A 16,790-nucleotide genomic window follows, 5' to 3' on the forward strand; every position below is an offset into this window, starting at 1 on the left:
CAGAAAACATCTGGGATTTATTTAAAGTTAATAATTATTAAATAAGGGACTTATCAGTAATGATCAGCAAAGATGATGTAAAAATTGCCATTATTGGACTCGGGTATGTTGGCTTACCATTGGCTGCTGAATTTGGGAAAATTCGTCAGGTGGTTGGTTTTGATGTTAATCATAAACGTATACTCGAGCTAAAAGAAGGGATCGATGTCAATCTCGAAACCACAGAAGAAGAGCTACGTGATGCTCGCCATCTGACGTTTACCTCATCAATTGATGAAATCAGAGAATGCAATTTTTACATCATTACCGTCCCGACGCCGATCAACGATTATAAGCAACCAGATCTCACCCCTTTGATTATGGCAAGTGAAACTGTTGGCAAAGTACTGAGGCCGGGGGATATCGTGGTGTATGAATCTACGGTATATCCAGGGTGTACTGAAGAAGAATGCGTGCCGATCCTTGAGCGTATGTCAGCGATGACATTTAACAAAGACTTCTTTGTCGGATATAGCCCAGAGCGCATCAATCCCGGCGATAAAAAATATCGTCTGACAACTATCAAGAAAATTACCTCAGGTTCAACTGCAGAAACGGCCTGTCTGGTTGATGAGATCTATCGACAGATCATCACGGCAGGAACGTACAAAACGGAAAGCATTAAGATCGCGGAAGCGGCAAAGGTGATTGAAAATACCCAACGCGATCTTAATATCGCGCTGGTAAATGAATTGGCGATTATCTTTAACCGATTAGAGATTGACACTGAAGCCGTGCTGCGAGCAGCGGGAAGTAAATGGAACTTCCTGCCATTCCGTCCTGGACTGGTTGGTGGTCACTGCATTGGCGTCGATCCCTATTATCTGACTCATAAATCTCAGGGCATCGGTTACTATCCGGAAATTATCCTCGCGGGTCGTCGACTGAACGATAATATGGGTAACTATGTTTCGGGACAGTTGATCAAAGCCATGATCAAAAAAGGGATTAATGTTGAGGGTTCTAACGTTCTGATTCTGGGGTTCACCTTTAAAGAAAACTGCCCGGATATCAGGAATACCCGCATTATCGATGTTGTAAAAGAGTTGGGCAATTACAGCTGTAATGTTGATATTTTTGACCCTTGGGTGGATGCTGAGGAAGTCGAAGAGGAATACGGGATTATACCTGTATCAGAAATCAAGGCGGCTTCTTATGATGCCATTATTGTTGCCGTTGGCCATGAGCAGTTTAAGAAGATGGGGAGTACTGATATTCGTGGCTTTGGAAAAGATAAACATGTGCTTTATGATTTGAAGTATATCCTTTCGCCTGAGCAGTCAGATGTGAGGTTATAATCATGACAGCCTATGATGAATTAAAAATACAACTCGTTCTTGAACCAAAACGTTGGCTTATTACTGGCGTAGCAGGTTTTATCGGCTCTGGATTATTAGAAGAACTACTCAATTTAAATCAAACAGTAATTGGGTTGGATAACTTTTCAACTGGCTATCAACATAACTTAGAGGATGTGCGTGCCGCTGTCAGTGAAGAACAATGGTCGCGGTTTACCTTTGTTCATGGGGATATCCGGTCATTTGCCGATTGTCAGGCTGTTTGTGAGAATGTCGATTACGTTTTACATCAGGCCGCTCTGGGAAGCGTACCACGTTCCTTGCAGGATCCTATCACGACAAATAGCGCTAACATTGATGGTTTTTTAAATATGTTGACGGCGGCGAGAGATGCACATGTATCTGGTTTCACCTATGCCGCAAGCAGTAGTACTTATGGTGACCATCCCGATTTACCTAAAATTGAGGAACGGATCGGCCGGCCATTAAGCCCGTATGCGGTTACAAAATACGTCAATGAATTGTACGCCGAGGTGTTTGCTCGCAGCTATGATTTTAACGCTATTGGCCTACGCTACTTTAATGTATTTGGCCGTCGCCAAAACCCTAACGGAGCATACTCTGCAGTCATTCCTCGCTGGATACTATCGCTTCTTAAAGATGAACCAATTTATATCAATGGCGATGGTTCAACAAGCCGCGATTTTTGCTATATAGAAAATGTGATTCAGGCCAATTTATTATCAGCAACGACTAATGATTTAGACTCAAAAAATAAAGTCTATAATGTGGCTGTTGGAGACAGAACTTCGCTAAATGAGCTTTATTATCTCATCCGCGATGGGTTGAATTTATGGCGGGACGAACAAATTAGTGCTGAACCAATTTATAAAAATTTTCGTGACGGTGACGTTAAGCATAGTCAGGCAGATATTACCAGAATAAAAACATTTCTATCATATGAGCCTGAATTTGATATTAAAGAAGGACTTAAGCAGACTCTAAAATGGTATATCGATAAACAGACTGCTTTGTATTCCTGAGTATAACTACTCACTTTCTTTTCACGTGGATGAATTTAATGAAATCGTCAGAGATGTTTACGCTTACAGCCATTGGTAGTTGCCGTATCGCGAGTCCGGTAAAAAGAGCTCAGCCTTATTTTAATTTCAAGGCTAATTTTAAGAAAATATATGGGTTTACGCATACGAGCAGCGAGGCATTACAGCAGGTCCGTTTTATTTTGGGATTGATAGATATTCCTGAAAAGGTCCGGCCTTTTATTTTTAGAACTGCTGTAAATTATTCAAAAACCGACGTTCATAGTCGTTCTGATTTCTATGTCGTTGAGATTTCAAGTCAGAAGAAGATTATGGCCTATGGGTTGTGCTTACAACAAAATTATATAACTCGTCATTTTTATGAGTTTTTTAGCCAAACAGAGCGGGCGCGTGTGTACTGGTCGCTGGCCACGCAAGGGAATCAACACAAACTGCTGGCCTATCTCAAAGACGATCCCTGTTTTGCCGGAATGTCGGAAGACGATCGTGCCTTATTAAGCAATATTAATGTTGAGCAGATGGATGAGCATGCTATCGAACAGGATATGATGGAAATCATTCAGCTTCTTGGTCGCGATCGCGTTATGTTTATGACCCATGTTGATGCCGTGACTCGTGCTGGAACCGTCATTCAGTCCCGCAGTCGGTTGATTAAAAATGTCGAGACCATCGCCGCCAGGATGGATATTCCCTGCGTTAACCCGACAAATTTGATGGAAAAGTGGGGGCAGAAACGAGCCCTGGAAAAAAATGGCGACGATCTTACTCATTATACCGACATGTTTGGTGATGCGATCGTTGCGGCTATTTTTAAGGGAGTGATCAACAATACTAAGCATCATCTTGATGAGAGGCGGCAAGAGAAACAGGACCAAATACGTGAGATTACATTATCGATCACTAAGCTGCTTGCCGATGGCGACATTATTGCTGCATCACAGCAACTTTTTGCCGCATTAAGAAATCAGCAGCAAGAGCCCGTTCTAATCCAACTTCGGTCCGTAATCTTCAGCCGTTTAGGTTATTATGAACAGGCTTATCAGGATATTAGTGATGTTGAGAAAATTATCGGTACGACGGACAGCACATTACGTTGTCGGCTGAGGTCTCTGCATGGATTAGCGCGTTGGCGGGAAGCCTTATCGACGGCCGAGATGATGCTTTCCAATGAAATTGAAGATGAAGAAGTCCTTACCGTTGCCGCCGGCTCAGCCGATGCTTTACAGCTGTTTGATAAGTCATATCAATACTGGAAAAGTGTACTGTTATTGAATCCTGAAACCCAAAGCGGATGGGTTAATTTCCTGAGCAGCACGCAATATTTCAATGATGGCAACGCATTCTCCGAAGCTTTCCATGCCGGCATTCAATCGCAGCGCCTAAATGATGCGTTTATGGAAACAGCGTTATCTTTGGCAATCAAATTCAGTGATGAATTGATTTTCAAGCATGCGCTTGAGCAGTTACTCCGCCATGAGTCAGAATTTGCGCTGACGGTATTGTCGACGATTCATGATACCGGTCTCGTCATCCACGCAGCTTTCTGCATCAAGAATATGAGCTATCATCAGGCGCTTAGCACCTCGTATAAAGATAAACTCCACGACGTTTTTGTGGCATGGAACAATACCGCGCTGTCGCTACATTCGGTTGATGATTTTGTCTCACTGAGTACTTCGCTGGTCTACACCTTCTCTGCATTTATGGTTTATCCCCATGCACGTATTTCTCGCTTTAATAATGAAGTTAAAACGGCATGGCGCGAGAAATTAAGAGAAATGTATGAGCGTGAGGATTATGAAAATATCCTGGTAGGGGCGAAAATAGTGTGGCCACTTCTGGAGTTCGATCCCGTTAGCACCGTATATTGTGCAAGAACGCTGGTGAATCTTGGTGCCTGGAAAGACGCGTGCACGTTAGCCCATATGACCTTGATTCGTAATTCGAATATTACCAGCCTGCAGTCGATTATGTTACGCAGTATACGTCATATTAACGACATTCCGTTCCTCATTGATTTGATTGCTAACGTCATGAGCATTTCTCCATCATTCCAGAATGCCTCGATGAACGAGCTGTTTGAGAAAGAGTGTCGCAATGTTGCAACCAGAGCCCTTAAATATGTACGCCAGAAGAAAACTGAAGGGCGTCTGGATGAAGCATTGTCTGTATTGATTAGCCTGAAACGAATTGATCCTGATGTTTCTCGCCTGATGCGTGAATATAAGCAAATTATCAGATTATTTAATGAGTCACTGAAGGATGGCGGCAGCACTATCGCGTCTTATGAACATCTGGATTATGCGAAAAAATTACTCGTTTTTGATAGCGAAAATGCCTATGCCTTGAAATATGCCGCATTAAATGCAATGCATTTACGCGACTACACCCAGGCTTTGCAGTATTGGCAGCGACTGGAGAAAGTGAATGGGCCAACGGAGCCGGTGACAAGGCAGATCTCGACCTGCATAACCGCATTACAAAAAAATACATCAGGGAAGTCGTAATGATTACGGAGGAAGAAAAGTTAGCTGCGCTAGGGAAAACGCTTTTAACATTGAAACAAGAGAGGAAGCTTGCGCAAGCTATTGCATTAATTGACAGTGAATTACCGGCTGAGGCTTTAACTTCATTAGCGATGCTAAAAAAAGCAGAATTTCTTCATGATTTCAATGAAACGGCGCGTGCATACGCGCTCTACGAAACGCTGATTGCACAAAACAATGATGAAGCACGTTATGAGTATGCGCGGCGTTTATATAATGCGGGACTAGCCAAAGATGCGCAGCAAATTCTTAAAAAGGTTAGCACTGGCGTGCAGAAAAAATATAACAATTATTTAGGCAAAATAAATAAGATCTGCGATTTGCTTGAACGCCTTGAAGGGGAAGCGATCCCCGTGGGGACCAACACCCGTATTATTGCAATGAAGCATGCCATCTTGTTTTATCGAAATCGTCAGCCGCGGCAGCTTCCCGTCGGATCTTTTGGTCGCCTTGCGCTCTGTACAGGCTCGCTAGGTAGCGGCGGTGCAGAGCGTCAGATTTCCAGGCTGGCTATCGAGATCGCCAGAAAATATCGGCAACAGGGGAAAATTGGCGGCCTGAAAGTAGAAGAGCCGGTAGAGCTCATTATTCGCTCCCTGGCACCGGAACTCAGGCAAGACTTTTTCCTGAAAGAAGTGCTGGAAGAACAGGTCGAGGTGCTTGAAATCGCGAAGATTACCGGAAACTTCTTTGACGATGCGACAATAGAATCTCCGGAGTTGCGCTTATTGCTCTCTCATCTGCCGCCGGTGTGTAACTACGGCATCAAGCATCTGGTCCCCCACTTATGCGAGCGCAAGCCGGATTATCTCTCCGTTTGGCAGGATGGCGCTTGTCTGATGATTACGCTTGCAGCGCTGATTGCTGGCGTGCCCAGAATTCAACTGGGATTACGTGGCTTACCGCCGGTGGTGAGAAAGCGTCTGTTCAAGCCGGAATATGAGCCTCTTTACCAGGCGCTGGCGGCCGTGCCTGGCGTTGATTTTATGAGTAACAACCATTGTGTGACCCGCCATTATGCCGACTGGCTAAAGTTGGAGGCGAAGCACTTCCAGGTTGTATATAACGGCGTCTTACCGCCATCTACCGACCCCTCTTCTGAGGTGCCACATAAAATCTGGCAGCAGTTTACGCAAAAAACCCAGGATGCGGACACGACTATTGGTGGCGTTTTCCGCTTTGTAGGCGATAAGAACCCTTTTGCATGGATTGATTTTGCAGCACGCTATTTACAGCACCACCCCGCCACACGCTTTGTGCTGGTAGGCGATGGTGATTTGCGCGCTGAAGCGCAGAAACGCGCCGAACAGTTGGGGATTCTGGAGAGAATACTATTCGTTGGCGTCTCGCGTGACGTGGGGTATTGGCTGCAAAAAATGGACGTATTCATTTTGTTTTCGCGTTATGAAGGGCTACCCAATGTGCTCATTGAAGCACAAATGGTCGGGGTGCCGGTGATTTCAACCCCTGCAGGTGGATCGGCAGAATGCTTTATTGAGGGTGTTTCGGGTTTCATTCTTGATGATGCACAGACGGTCAATCTTGACCAGGCCTGCCGCTATGCAGAACAGTTGGTCAATTTATGGCGCAGCAGAACCGGTATTTGCCAACAGACGCAGTCATTTTTACAAGAACGCTTCACCGTGGAACATATGGTGGGAACGTTTGTACAAACCATTGCCTCTCAGCCTCGTTAATTAATGGGCAGCATTTTTTCAGCTATTTCATTTATAAAATAAGTTATGAAAAAAATTATTATATTATTAACGACGTTTTTTCTGCTTTCGGGATGCACTATTCCTAGGGCGGTATTTAAATCCAGCCTGATTAATCAGGACGATCCTCATTATCATCTGGTTGAAGTCACACCGACATTAAAACTGAGTGATGTCGATACTGTGCCGAAAACTATTGTCGATCCGGTCTTTGCCGAAAATAACTGGCACTGGACATCTTTGGCTAAAGGCGATGTGCTGCATATCACTATTTTATCCTCGGGCGGGGCGGGGTACTTATCCAATAACGCGAGCGGCGACCGGGCGGATTTTGAAAATATTCTTGTGACTGACGGTAATATCGTTCAGGTGCCTTATGCCGGGATAATCCCGGTTACCGGGCTGGATGTGACACAACTGGCTGAAGAGATCAGAAAGCGACTTTCGCGCGTTGTCCTGAATCCTCAGGTGCTGGTGACGCTTACCGCCCGCACCGGAGCCATGGTGACGGTCGAGGGCAGCGGGAAAACGGGTCGCTACCCTCTCGAACAGAGTATGAATCGTCTTAGTCATTTTTTGGCAACGGCGGCGGCAGTAGAAAATACCAGCGCAGATATGATGGAAGTTCACGTGACGCGCCAGCAGCATTATTTCAATGCGCGACTGTCAGATATTTATCAGTATCCCGGGTTGGATATTGTCTTACAGCCGGATGACCGTATCACTCTGCGTCAAGTGACCGAGTATGTTAATGTGCTCGGCGCGGCGGGTGTTCAGGGGAAACATGCTCTGGTTCAGCGTCATTCCAGCGTAGTGGATGCTTTGGCGCTGGCGAAAGGATTAAACGACAATCTTGCCGATCCGCAGGCGGTTTTTCTGTACAAGCATGACGAAGCGGAACAGGCGAAACAGCAGATGCGTAAGCTGAATATCTATCATGTCGATATGAGCCAACCTGACTCGGTGTTTTTAGCACAGGCCATGCGGGTGGAAGACGGCGATGTTATCTATATCTCGAACGCCTCTTTGACTGATTTCGCTAAGGTGAAAGCCGCATTCGATAGCTTTTTGATCCGCGGCTCTAATTCTTTCTAACGTCGCCATATGAATATTTTGAAAAATAATACTTATTATTTTATGAAACTCATTACCGTCTGTGAGTTAATCATTTTGTTAATGTCACGCGATATCAAAACACGCTATAACGGTAATTTGCTAAACTATATGATGGTGCTGGCCGTACCACTGGTATGGATAACCATTACCGTTATTTCTTTTCAATATTTAAATCGCACCGTGCCAATATTCACTGACGATATCAGCTTTGTTATTGCAGGTATATTACCGTATCTGTTATTTCGTTATACCATTACCGCAACCATGCGCACCCGTTCATTCTCCACATCGTTGGCGGTTGTCTCGCAGGTTAAGAAAAGACATGTGATTTTTGCTCTTGCCGCAGTCGAATTTGTTAATGCGGTTATCATTTATATTATTGTTTCATTGATTAACTTTCTTATCTTCTCCCGTTGGGAAGCCCAGAAACCGATCCTGATTTTTGAAGGGATGGTTATCGCATGGCTTCTGGGGTTATCGTTTGGTTACTTTTGTGACGCACTGTCTGAACGGTTTCCGCTGGTCTACAAAGCCGTTCCTGTGGTGCTAAGACCGATGTTTTTGATTTCAGCTGTCTTTTATACGGCGAATGAATTGCCCTATTCATTATTAAGCATATTCAGCTGGAACCCTCTACTTCATGCTAATGAGATAGTCAGAGAAGGAATGTTTGAGGGGTATAACTCCTTGTACCTTGAACCTCTTTACCCTCTGGCATTTTCCGCAACGTTATTCCTCGCGGGCATCATTTTTCACCTGATTTGTGACACTGAAAATCACTGACTTTGGCTTCAGGAGAGACGCGTTCGTGTTCGGTTTATTAGGTTGTACACGCTATTTTGAGTCTGATAAGGGCCCGCGGGTGGTCCTTGATAAAACAGATTTTGTCATGGATTACCATGAGCATATCGGTATTCTGGCGGCCCCTGGTTCAGGCAAAACGACGCTAACCCGATTGCTGTGCGGTATAGATGCTCCTGATGAAGGGGATTTTATTGGGCTACGGGGTGATGCGCTCCCACTGGGGGCAAATGCTTTTGTTCTGCCGGGGTTAACCGGCGAAGAGAATGCGCGCATGATGGCCAGTCTTTATGGCCTGGATGGCGATGAGTTTTCACATTTCTGCTATCAATTGACCCAGCTTGAACAGCGCTATACCGACAGGGTGAGTGAATATTCTGTCACGATGAAAGCGCATCTGGCATTTGCCATTAATTTACTGCTTCCCTGTCGCCTTTATATTGCCGATGACAAGCTGTACACCGGGGATAATACCTCACAATTGCGTATGCAGGCGGCGCTAGCTTATGAGCTGCAACAGAAAGGGTTGATTGTGCTAACGCGCAACCCTCGGCTTATTAAAGAACACTGTCATGCGTTTGGCGTACTGCTGCATGGGAAAATTACGATGTGTGAAGATTTAGCACAGGCATCTGCGCTTTTTGAACAATATCAGTCAAATCAGGCGATGCTTCAAACTGATAATTATTCCTTTGATATATAAATAGAAAATATACGGATAGAGAGTGGAAAATTCAGAACGTATTAAAAAATGGAAAGAGGAAAGGGCGAAGGTAGCAGAAGAAAGCCGAGCCTTGCGACTGAAACAAAAAGAGGATGAACGCGCCCTTCGCCAGACAGAAAAAACGGCCGATGCGAAAAGTCAACATCGCCCAGACGCCGGTTGGTCCGCGACGGATGCTGATTCCGTCCGTAGAGCGTCATTGGTTATTAAAGAGCGACGTGTTCAGCAAGCCAAACAATCGCTACGTCGGCTCTTTCTTTATATTGCTTTGCCGCTGCTGGTTATTATGCTTATGTCGTGGCTATTAACTTCGCGTTTTTATAGCGCGGATGCCACCTTTATTGTGCAAACTGATGCCAGCCAGGATAATTTTTCTGGAACAGCTTTCTTTGGTGCAGGCAATGAGATGTCGGAGGGCTTTCAGGTTCGCGAGTTTATACTTTCGAAAGAAATGATGGAGCGGATGGAAAAAGATCTCGGTTTTTTATCTTATTTCGCGCAAGACGATATCGCATTATTTTCCCGCTACCATGCACCGCTGGGTATTAATGATGATCCTTATCGTTACTATTTATCGAAAGTCTCGGTTGCTGTCGATATTCAACAGGGCATGCTGCGTTTAAACGTCAAGGCGCGGAGTGCGAAACAGGCTGAGTTTTTTGCCCAGCGCATTCTGGCTTTTGCTGAACAGCACGTTAATACCGTTTCAGCGCGGATGCAGCAGGAACGAATTTTATGGCTGGAAAACGATGTTAAATCGGCCCAGGAAAACCTGGGGGCAGCTCGGCTTGAATTGCTAAAAATACAGCATATACAAAAAGATATTGAACCGCAGGAAACCGTGACCGCGATTTATCAATTAATTGCTGGCTTTGAAACGCAGTTGGCGGAGGCGAAAGCGGAATACGCGCAATTAATGGCTAATGGTTTGGATCAGAACCCCCTTATTCCTCGCCTGTCGGCCAAAATCAAGGTCCTGGAAAAGCAGATCGGCGAACAACGTAACCGCCTGTCAAATAAGTTAGGGTCGCAAGGCTCTTCAGAAAGCCTGTCCCTGTTTGAAGATCTTCGCCTGCAGAGTGAGATCGCCAAAACACGCTGGGAATCTGCCTTACAGACCTTACAGCAAGGGAAACTTCAAGCGCTACGTGAGAGACGGTATTTGCTGATCATTTCTCAACCGATGGTGGTGTCTGACACCACTCGCTATGCCGATGGAACAAAGTGGTTACTGTTCTTCGTGTTGCTGGGCATCGCATACCTGGTGACTTCTCTCCTGATAACTATCAGGCGGATGCGTGAATAAGGCGGAGTAAGGAAATACGATGAGCTTGCACTCTACATGTAAAAAAAAATCGCCAACCACCCTGCTCAAACAAGAGGATTGGGAGGGGCTATGTCACTATTTCGGGCAGCATCCCGAAAAAGTGCGAGATAGTGCTGGAAATGAGCAAAACATTATTCTCTTCGCTATCGCGTGTTTGCGTAAAGATGAAACAGATGCCGCGCTGACTTTGTTGTCCGACCGTGTGCTGACAGCAAAGAATAGCCGTGATTTATTGCGACGCTGGGTTATTTCACCACTGGCATCACATCATCGGGACGCTGTACTACAGGTGGTTAACAAACTGCTGGCGGTGAATGTGTGCCAGCCGGAGGATGTCCTGCTGGTCGCAAGCGTGCTGCTTAAGAGTAAACAATATGCGACTGTTGCTGACTTAGCCGAGCGGGCATGGCTCGCTTTTTCGGGCAATAGCAAAATTTTTGCCCTCCATCTGCGCAGCCTGACGCTGGTGGATAAAGAGTTACAGGCAATCTCGTTGGCCAGAACACAGGCGCAGGAAGTTCCCCCGCGGGGAGATATGATTGAGACCTGCCTCCGTTTCTTAAATAAAAGCCGCCTACCAGAAGATCATGACCTGGCCCGCGCATTGCTCCCTTTCTTCGCGTTAGAAAAGCAGGAGTCGGCGGGGCTGGCGGTTGATACGCTGTGCGCTGTCGGTAAATATCAGGAAGCCATTCAGACTGGGGAGTCTGCATTAGCCCGTGGGTTGGATGGTGCAGCGCTGCGTCGTAGCCTGGGGCTTGCCCACTATCAATCTGGTCGCAGCCGGGAAGCGAAGCTTCAGGCCGCTGAGCATTGGCGTCATGCCCTGCAATTTAACCCTGATAATTTACGGATCGTGACCCTGTATGCCGATGCCTTAATCAGAACGGGTCAGAATGAGAAAGCCATTCCGTTACTGCAGCAGTCGCTCGCGACTCATCCTGATCTTCCTTATGTCAGAGCCATGTATGCCCGAGCACTGCGCCAGGTTGGGCAATACGCTGCTGCCAGCGATGAGTTTGTACAACTGGCAAGGGAAAAAGGGGTGACCAGTAAATGGAACCGTTATGCCGCGGCGGCGTTGTTACAGGCGGGGAAAACAAGCGAAGCGGAAAGCATCTTTGAGCACTATATTCAGGCCAGAGCAAGCCATCTGCCTCAGTCATTCGAAGAGGGGCTGCTGGCGCTTGATGGGCAAATATCTGCCGTTAATCTACCGCCTGAGCGCCTTGACTGGGCATGGGAAGTTGCCGGCAGACAGTCCGGTATCGAGCGCGATGAATGGGAACGCCGGGCGAAGTGGGGGTATCTTGCCGATAATTATCTCCTCGACTGGCTTGAATGCCGTGGAGAGCAGGCCGACGAACCGATGTATCGGTTGGCCGATATATCGCATGTCGAGCAGTTTTTCCAACGGCTGCAGCTCGATAAGCGTGGTTGCATTGTTGTATCGGCTCATATGGGCGCAATGTATGCCGGGCCGATGATCCTCTCCTTGCTGGAAATGAACAGTAAATGGGTGGCTTCCACGCCTGGCGTGCTCAAAGGGGGCTACGGTGAGCGGTTGATTTCGGTTAGTGACAAAAGCGAAGCGGACGTGGTCAGGGCCTGCATACAGACCTTACATAGTGGGCAGTCGCTTGTTGTAGCGATCGACGGCGCGCTGAATTTGAGCGCGCCGACTATCGACTTTTTCGGCCAGCAGATTACCTACTCCACCTTTTGCTCTCGACTTGCCTGGAAAATGCACTTACCCACCGTATTTGGTGTTCCGGTGTGGCGAGACGGGCGCATCCATTTTGTTTTGGAGAAAATGGTCGATCCGCAGAGGTTCGAAAGCCAGTCTTCTTTTATTGAGCGCTGGAAAGACAATTACCTGAAATGTGTAACCCAAATCCTGAATAGCGGGCCTGAAAATCTGAGACTGTCGGGGGGGATTTGGCGAAATATCACGCGCAGGGATGAATCATCTTCGGGCTGAAAAGATGTTTGCCCCGCGATGCCTTTGGCGCACCAGGCGGGGCCGCCCGCTAAGTAAAACTGAGTTATTCGATTTAGAAAGCATCCGTTCATTAACGTTCGGGTGCTTTTTTCGTTCTAACGAGCTGAAAAATGGAGAATTATATAATAGCTACGTTATACCTGATTGTGGTTCTGTTTGTCTGAGGGTTACCAGAAGACAGTATCCTGAAGTCATCCCTTAGCAATGTTAAATAGCGGCATCGAAATCCGCTGGTAGCGTACTGTTACCTGTGCCCAGGCTGCGTTGCATTAATACCGTATCAAGCCAGAGCCCATGCTTGAATCCAATGTTCGTCAGCGTACCTATTTTCGTAAATCCGGCCTGCTGATGGACTTTCAGCGATCCCTGATTATTGCTGTCGCCGACAATAGCGATCAACTGCCGATAACCCTGCGTTTCAGCCCACTCAATTACATGGCGTAGCAACGCTTTTCCCACCCCCTGACGCTGTGCCGTCGGGTCAATATAAATCGAATCTTCGAGGGTATAGCGATAGGCATAACGCTCGCGGTAGCGGGTGAGATAGCAATACCCGATGACCTTATCTTCTTGCAATGCGACAACCCACGGCAGTCCCAGACTGCGGATTTTTTCCAGACGATCCTGCATCTCGCGGGTATCCGGCGGGTCAGTTTCAAAGCTGCCGGTACCGTGAATAACATGATGGGCGTAGATATCGCGTATGGCGGGGATGTGTTTTTTTTCAGCGTTAACGATTTTCATTGACCAGCTCCCATTGGCATCTTTGTCCAAATTACCTCAAAGGCTGGAGGGAAGGTAAGTGCAAAAAATTATGCGTCTATACCCGTCATTCTTTAAGCTGCATGTGCGTTGGCTACGTTAGCTCGCCTCAGTCACATAGTTCGCTATGCTCCTGGGGATTTACTCACTTGCCGCCTTCATGTAACTCGAATTATTTAGGGTATATAAATTATTTTCAATGTAAATAAGCTTTCAAATTGTAAGGGTAAAGTGAGTGTGGTTGATACTGTCAATAATACGCAAGAGTGGTAAATATTTTAGCGAGTCGAGCAATGCACAATTCTTCGCGCACGTATTATGGCGGATACCAAAATACCAATTTTGGTAGATTTCAATGATAGGTTAAGAAGTCATTTGATTTTATTGAGTTTTTACTGTACTTAGTTCTGCTTATGACTGTACCTTTAATTTCATTTTATCGACCCTGTTCGAAACTTAAAATTAGGTTATATTATTTACATTGTTATCTTTGTTGTTATCAGGGGCATTATTATCAGAACTTTCTCTATCCGCACACAATAGTTACCATGCAAACAGTTGCGCGGTGTAGCTATGCCAACCAGCAATAGTTATCATCGTCACAAGGTTTCGTCATGCAAACTTAATCTAAATCCAGAATTCAATCCCAAGAGTATTAGGATTATTTAGTCTAAAATACTTTTTTGTCTAAGAGTTTTCGTATCGCATAGCCACGAACTACGCTGAGTGATAAAATTTTCGAGTTTACGCCTGCTTTCCCACGATTAGAGGGCGAGGCGCGGGTAGTCAATAAGACGAAAGAGTTAATTGCTTCATAACCCTATTGCAAAATAAGCGGCAGTGCATCTTACATGGTCGGGTATCGTTAGTAACCGACTGTAATATATTGAAAACGCTTATTTTTACTCTGATGTAAGTTATAAGGGCAGATATGTTAAGTATGCGTCGACATGCCAACTTCATTAAACGTTTTAAGTCTTTAAGCTGTTTATTTACGGCAAGCGTTCTTTTCCCTATGCAAATCTCTGCAGCGACATCAGATTATGACGCTTTGGTTATTGAAGCGCGGGGTGGTAATAGCGCACCGTTATTGCGTTATCTAGAGGATCAGGGAAAGCAAAGCGCGCTAACGCCAAATCAGGTTGCCGACTGGCTGCAAGTTTCCAGTTGGGTTGATAACAACGATAAAGCCACTATTGAAATCTGGCAGCGCTATCGTGGGCAGATGGATGTGCCTGCACGCGGCAAAGTCGCCGCTGCACGTGCGTACCGTAACCAGAAAAACTGGAATGATTCATTGGCGGTATGGGAAAGCGTTTTACAGGAAGAGCCTGACAACGTTGACGTACGCACCGGCTGGATAATGACGTTGGCAGATGCTCGCTACAATCAGCAAGCCCTTACTGAAGCGAATAAATGGGCACAGGCACATCCGGGTGCTGACTCCGATGCACTACTTGCCTACGTATATCATTCTCAGGGAAAAAACTGGGACGCGCTGTTGGTTGCCAGCCAGGCGGATGACGTTGATCCTGGCAACAAAAATGCAAAATCCACGCTGCTGTCTGCTCTGTCAGCAAACCGTGTTTCCGGACCCGCCTTAAATATGGCGGAGGTAGTGCCTACGGCAGATCCTGTGAAGCGCCGCCTTGAGCTTGATGCGGCCGCCGAAATGGTACGCTCCTCCTATACGTCTGCACGTAATGAAGAAGAGCGGTTTATCGTGGCGGATAAAGCGCTGGCCCGCTATGACCAGTTGCTGGCTGCCTGGAAGGATGAGCCATCCGCGCAGAATGATGTCCGTCGGGCGAGAATTGACCGCATGGGCGCTTTGCTGGTTCGTAAGCGAACGTCTGAAGTGATTAAGGAATACGAATCGCTTTCTGCGAGCGGCGAAGTGCCAAACTACGCAAAACGCTGGGTAGCATCGGCATGGTTAAGCGAACGCCAGCCAGAAAAAACCGAAGCGATGCTGATGAGCATCTACTACCCGAATGGACCGATTCCCGTTACGCCGCTTGGTCCTGAGGATCAACAGGATCTGTTCTACGCGCATATCGATAATGAAAACTTTGATGCCGCTAAAAAACAGGCCGAAAACCTAATTAAAGAGAGTCCGTACCTGCGACGCATCTATGGTTCGCCAACGCCACAGCCTAACGATAACTGGCTGCTCGGACAGTCGATGCTGACGCAATATTATATTGCTGCCAATGAACTACCTGAGGCTGAAAAGCTCGCAGAGCATCTGGCGCGAACAGGTTCAGGTAACCAGGGGCTGCGCATATCTTATGCCTCCGTTCTTGAAGCACGTGGCTTGCCGCATGCGGCGGAGAAAGAGCTGAAGCTGGCGGAAGTGATTGAGCCAAGTAACCTGGAACTGGAACGTCAGCAGGCTTATGTTGCGTTGGATCTCCAGGAATGGAGGCAGGCCGATGAACTGACGGATGATGTCATCGCTCGTAGCCCGGATGATGAAGCGACGCTGCGCCTCGCGCGTATTCGTGATGTCCACAAAATGTCGGAAGTGCGCATTAGCGGCACACAAGGGATCTCGTCCGATAGCCCGGTCAGCGGTAAGAATGACTTCAATATCAATACTGCCATTTACAGTCCGCCAATTAACGACAACTGGCGATTGTTTACTGGATTCAACTTTGCTACTGGCGAATTTGAGGAAGGTAAAGGCATCAGCCGCGATCTGGCGGCGGGGGCGGAATGGACTTCCCGCGACTACTGGGCAGAAATGGAAGTCTCTGGCCGAAATTATGGCGATGGTCAGAAAATTGGCGGTCGTCTTTCCGGCTGGCATGACTTCAATGACAACTGGCGCGTAGGCGGTTCGGCCGAGCGCTTGTCGCGTAATACGCCACTGCGCGCGCTGCGTAGCGGCGTGTATGCCAACGGCGGCGATATGTTTGTTCGCTGGTATCAAAACGAACGACGTGAATATCAACTGTCGTTTGCCGCATCACATTTCTCAGATGGTAACGATCGCATCGAATACGGACTCAGCGGAAAAGAGCGCATGTGGACAACGCCGCGCTTCACCCTGGACTTTACCCCGGGCATCGGCGGGAGCACCAACACCAAAGAGAATGTGCCGTATTACAACCCGAAGAGTGATTTTTCCGTGGTACCTGGTCTGAGCGCGGAGCAGGTTCTTTACCGCCATTATGACACCGTGTGGACGCAGCAAGGTCTGGCTGGCGTAGGTGGCTATTGGCAGCAAGGCCAGGACGCTGGTGCCATCGTTCAGGTGGGATACGGACAACGGCTCAAATGGAACAACGTCGTAGATGGCGGGGTGATGCTGATTTGGGATAAACGCCCCTACGACGGTAAACGTGAGCGGAATATCTCCCTCGCTTTCGATTTAAATGTCAGGTTTTAAGGATT

At 47.0% G+C, this 16,790-nt stretch carries 11 protein-coding genes; 10 read left to right on the plus strand and 1 reads right to left on the minus strand.

All coding sequences use genetic code 11. The annotated features are described in order from the left end of the window. Nucleotides 1-59 precede the first annotated feature (59 nt). The 9 genes from tviB to vexE are packed head-to-tail and all read left to right on the plus strand — an operon-like array spanning nt 60 to nt 12,608. Nucleotides 60-1,337 carry a Vi polysaccharide biosynthesis UDP-N-acetylglucosamine C-6 dehydrogenase TviB gene (tviB, locus tag HV345_RS04635; RefSeq protein WP_016157409.1) on the plus strand — a complete coding sequence of 426 codons (1,278 nt, stop codon included), beginning with the start codon at nt 60-62 and terminating at the stop codon, nt 1,335-1,337. Nucleotides 1,338-1,339: 2 nt separating this feature from the next. Continuing rightward, nucleotides 1,340-2,380: a Vi polysaccharide biosynthesis UDP-N-acetylglucosaminuronic acid C-4 epimerase TviC gene (gene tviC / locus HV345_RS04640; protein ID WP_181636309.1), complete on the plus strand. Its 1,041-nt coding sequence runs from the start codon at nt 1,340-1,342 to the stop codon at nt 2,378-2,380. A gap of 29 nt (nt 2,381-2,409) precedes the next feature. Next, nucleotides 2,410-4,905, plus strand: a complete 2,496-nt coding sequence (tviD, locus tag HV345_RS04645; protein WP_181636310.1) for a Vi polysaccharide biosynthesis protein TviD — start codon at nt 2,410-2,412, stop codon at nt 4,903-4,905. Continuing rightward, a complete protein-coding gene (gene tviE, locus HV345_RS04650; RefSeq protein ID WP_181636311.1) occupies nt 4,905-6,641 on the plus strand; it encodes a Vi polysaccharide biosynthesis glycosyltransferase TviE in 1,737 nt (578 codons plus the stop codon). Before tviD ends, tviE begins: the two co-directional genes overlap by 1 nt. A gap of 45 nt (nt 6,642-6,686) precedes the next feature. Next, nucleotides 6,687-7,754, plus strand: coding sequence for a Vi polysaccharide ABC transporter protein VexA (gene vexA / locus HV345_RS04655; RefSeq protein ID WP_181636312.1), 1,068 nt, complete (start codon nt 6,687-6,689; stop codon nt 7,752-7,754). Between the two features lie 9 nt (nt 7,755-7,763). Beyond that, a complete protein-coding gene (vexB, locus tag HV345_RS04660) occupies nt 7,764-8,558 on the plus strand; it encodes a Vi polysaccharide ABC transporter inner membrane protein VexB (protein WP_047499331.1) in 795 nt (264 codons plus the stop codon). Between the two features lie 25 nt (nt 8,559-8,583). Next, the gene (gene vexC, locus HV345_RS04665) at nt 8,584-9,279 is read left to right on the plus strand and encodes a Vi polysaccharide ABC transporter ATP-binding protein VexC (RefSeq protein WP_047499332.1); all 696 of its coding nucleotides are present in this window, start codon (nt 8,584-8,586) and stop codon (nt 9,277-9,279) included. A gap of 22 nt (nt 9,280-9,301) precedes the next feature. Then, nucleotides 9,302-10,606 carry a Vi polysaccharide ABC transporter inner membrane protein VexD gene (vexD, locus tag HV345_RS04670; RefSeq protein WP_047499334.1) on the plus strand — a complete coding sequence of 435 codons (1,305 nt, stop codon included), beginning with the start codon at nt 9,302-9,304 and terminating at the stop codon, nt 10,604-10,606. A 19-nt stretch (nt 10,607-10,625) separates the two neighbouring features. Then, nucleotides 10,626-12,608: a Vi polysaccharide transport protein VexE gene (gene vexE / locus HV345_RS04675; protein WP_181636313.1), complete on the plus strand. Its 1,983-nt coding sequence runs from the start codon at nt 10,626-10,628 to the stop codon at nt 12,606-12,608. Nucleotides 12,609-12,836: 228 nt separating this feature from the next. On the opposite strand, the gene HV345_RS04680 is transcribed toward vexE, so the two are convergent. Beyond that, nucleotides 12,837-13,373, minus strand: a complete 537-nt coding sequence (locus tag HV345_RS04680; protein WP_047414402.1) for a GNAT family N-acetyltransferase — start codon at nt 13,371-13,373, stop codon at nt 12,837-12,839. Between the two features lie 949 nt (nt 13,374-14,322). Here HV345_RS04680 and pgaA point away from each other — a divergent pair. Next, the gene (pgaA, locus tag HV345_RS04685; protein WP_016154307.1) at nt 14,323-16,785 is read left to right on the plus strand and encodes a poly-beta-1,6 N-acetyl-D-glucosamine export porin PgaA; all 2,463 of its coding nucleotides are present in this window, start codon (nt 14,323-14,325) and stop codon (nt 16,783-16,785) included. The last annotated feature ends 5 nt before the right edge of the window (nt 16,786-16,790 follow it).

The organism is Citrobacter sp. RHBSTW-00986 (assembly GCF_013783065.1).
GTDB lineage: Bacteria > Pseudomonadota > Gammaproteobacteria > Enterobacterales > Enterobacteriaceae > Citrobacter > Citrobacter braakii.